Source organism: Chelativorans composti, assembly GCF_039541695.1.
Classification (GTDB): Bacteria; Pseudomonadota; Alphaproteobacteria; order Rhizobiales; family Rhizobiaceae; genus Chelativorans; species Chelativorans composti.
The window spans coordinates 2,501-5,820 of the sequence record NZ_BAABGS010000043.1; the positions used below are offsets into that span (position 1 = coordinate 2,501).

Sequence of the window (3,320 nt, forward strand, 5' to 3'; positions counted from 1 at the left end):
TTGGCAATGAGAATGATCAAGTGTCTTAAGGGCAACTGGTGGATGCCTTGGCATGCACAGGCGATGAAGGACGTGATACGCTGCGATAAGCCACGGGGAGGTGCGAATACCCCTTGATCCGTGGATCTCCGAATGGGGCAACCCACCTTCGACAGCCGGAAAATGTGTTTTGTCGGAAGCGCGTTTGCGTGAGGACGAAACATGTTTCCGGTTGTTGGGAAGGTATCTTGTCCTGAATTCATAGGGATAAGAGGCGAACGCAGGGAACTGAAACATCTAAGTACCTGCAGGAAAGGACATCAACCGAGACTCCGCTAGTAGTGGCGAGCGAACGCGGACCAGGCCAGTGGCCTTTGCAAGGAAAGTGGAACCGTCTGGAAAGTCGGGCCATAGAGAGTGATAGCCTCGTACACGTAAGACTTGCAAAGGTCCTCGAGTAGGGCGGGACACGTGAAATCCTGTCTGAACATGGGGGGACCACCCTCCAAGCCTAAGTACTCGTGCATGACCGATAGCGAACCAGTACCGTGAGGGAAAGGTGAAAAGCACCCCGACGAGGGGAGTGAAAGAGAACCTGAAACCGGTTGCCTACAAACAGTCGGAGCCCGCGAGGGTGACGACGTACCTTTTGTATAATGGGTCAGCGACTTAATGTAGCGAGCGAGCTTAAGCCGGTAGGTGTAGGCGCAGCGAAAGCGAGTCTGAACAGGGCGTTCAGTTCGTTGCATTAGACCCGAAACCGAGTGATCTAGCCATGAGCAGGTTGAAGGTTGGGTAACACCAACTGGAGGACCGAACCCGTTTCTGTTGCAATAGATTGGGATGACTTGTGGCTAGGGGTGAAAGGCCAATCAAACTCGGAAATAGCTGGTTCTCCGCGAAATCTATTTAGGTAGAGCGTCGACCGAATACCCCGGGGGGTAGAGCACTGGATGGGCTAGGGGTCCTCACCGGATTACCAAACCTAACCAAACTCCGAATACCCGGGAGTACTAGTCGGCAGACACACGGTGGGTGCTAACGTCCATCGTGGAGAGGGCAACAACCCTGACCGCCAGCTAAGGTCCCCAAGTCATGGCTAAGTGGGAAAGGATGTGAGAACCCCAAAACAACCAGGATGTTGGCTTAGAAGCAGCCATCATTTAAAGAAAGCGTAACAGCTCACTGGTCTAGACAAGGGTTCTTGCGCCGAAAATGTAACGGGGCTGAAGCCATGCACCGAAGCTGTGGGTGCGCCGCAAGGCGCGCGGTAGCGGAGCGTTCCGTAAGCCTGCGAAGGCAGACCCGCGAGGGCTGCTGGAGGTATCGGAAGTGCGAATGCTGACATGAGTAACGATAAAGGGAGTGAGAGACTCCCTCGCCGAAAGTCCAAGGGTTCCTGCTTAAAGTTAATCTGAGCAGGGTTAGCCGGCCCCTAAGGCGAGGCCGAAAGGCGTAGTCGATGGGAACCACGTTAATATTCGTGGGCCTGCGGGAAGTGACGGATTGCGTAAATTGTCCGGTCTTACTGGATTGACTGGGCAGTGAAGCAGTCCCGGGAAATAGCTCCCGCGTACAGACCGTACCCGAAACCGACACAGGTGGACTGGTAGAGTATACCAAGGCGCTTGAGAGAACTCTGCTGAAGGAACTCGGCAAATTGCACGCGTAACTTCGGGATAAGCGTGACCCTTCGGTGGGCAACCATCGGGGGGTGGCACAGACCAGGGGGTAGCGACTGTTTATCAAAAACACAGGGCTCTGCGAAGTCGCAAGACGACGTATAGGGTCTGACGCCTGCCCGGTGCTGGAAGGTTAAGAGGAGGTGTGCAAGCACTGAATTGAAGCCCCAGTAAACGGCGGCCGTAACTATAACGGTCCTAAGGTAGCGAAATTCCTTGTCGGGTAAGTTCCGACCTGCACGAATGGCGTAACGACTTCCCCGCTGTCTCCAGCAGAGGCTCAGTGAAATTGAATTCCCCGTGAAGATGCGGGGTACCTGCGGTTAGACGGAAAGACCCCGTGCACCTTTACTATAGCTTTACACTGGCATTCGTGACGTCATGTGTAGGATAGGTGGTAGGCTTTGAAGCCCGGGCGCCAGCTCGGGTGGAGCCGTCCTTGAAATACCACCCTTGACCTCATGGATGTCTAACCGCGGTCCGTCATCCGGATCCGAGACAGTGTATGGTGGGTAGTTTGACTGGGGCGGTCGCCTCCTAAAGAGTAACGGAGGCGCGCGATGGTGGGCTCAGAGCGGTCGGAAATCGCTCGTCGAGTGCAATGGCATAAGCCTGCCTGACTGCGAGACTGACAAGTCGAGCAGAGACGAAAGTCGGTCATAGTGATCCGGTGGTCCCGCGTGGAAGGGCCATCGCTCAACGAATAAAAGGTACGCCGGGGATAACAGGCTGATGACCCCCAAGCGTCCATAGCGACGGGGTTGTTTGGCACCTCGATGTCGACTCATCGCATCCTGGGGCTGGAGCAGGTCCCAAGGGTATGGCTGTTCGCCATTTAAAGCGGTACGTGAGTTGGGTTCAGAACGTCGTGAGACAGTTCGGTCCCTATCTGCCGTGGGTGTAGGAATATTGACAGGATCTGTCCCTAGTACGAGAGGACCGGGATGGACGCACCTCTGGTGGACCTGTTGTGGCGCCAGCCGCAGTGCAGGGTAGCTATGTGCGGACGGGATAACCGCTGAAGGCATCTAAGCGGGAAACCCACCTGAAAACGAGTATTCCCTATCAGGGCCGTGGAAGACGACCACGTTGATAGGACGGGTGTGGAAGTGCGGCAACGCATGAAGCTTACCGTTACTAATAGCCCGATCGGCTTGATCATTCTCATTGGCTGTATCCATCAGGATATGTCCTTACGGATGAGCGCGGCTTGCGCCGCTATCCTCCGGACGGGGTGGCCGACGCACGGTCGTGCTTGCGGGCTTCGCCCGAAGGCTGACGATTGTGCGGTGCCACAAGGTGCACGAAACAAAACCGGCTTCTCGAACATGCGCTCTGCCGACCTGGTGGTTATAGCGGGGTGGCTGCACCCGTTCCCATTCCGAACACGGCCGTGAAACGCCCCAGCGCCGATGGTACTTTGTCTCAAGACACGGGAGAGTAGGTCGCTGCCAGGTCTGCTGAACGCATGAACATCTTCTCTTCACTCTCCTTCACGCAAAAGGCCGCAACGCAAAGCGGCCTCTTTGCTTTTGACGCCAGCGCAAGAGAAATCGCCGGCAAGGTCCGCAAACACAATTGACGCGGGGTGGAGCAGCCCGGTAGCTCGTCAGGCTCATAACCTGAAGGTCGCAGGTTCAAATCCTGCCCCCGCAACCA

Annotated in this window: 1 tRNA gene and 2 rRNA genes; all 3 read left to right on the top strand. The window is 55.9% G+C overall.

Annotation, left to right across the window (positions count from 1 at the left end):
* Positions 1–14: 14 nt before the first annotated feature.
* Positions 15–2,823 (top strand): 23S ribosomal RNA (locus ABD906_RS10035).
* Positions 2,824–3,003: 180 nt separating this feature from the next.
* Positions 3,004–3,118: ribosomal RNA gene (gene rrf, locus ABD906_RS10040) — 5S ribosomal RNA — on the top strand.
* 125 nt (positions 3,119–3,243) lie between these two features.
* Positions 3,244–3,320, top strand: a tRNA-Met gene (locus tag ABD906_RS10045).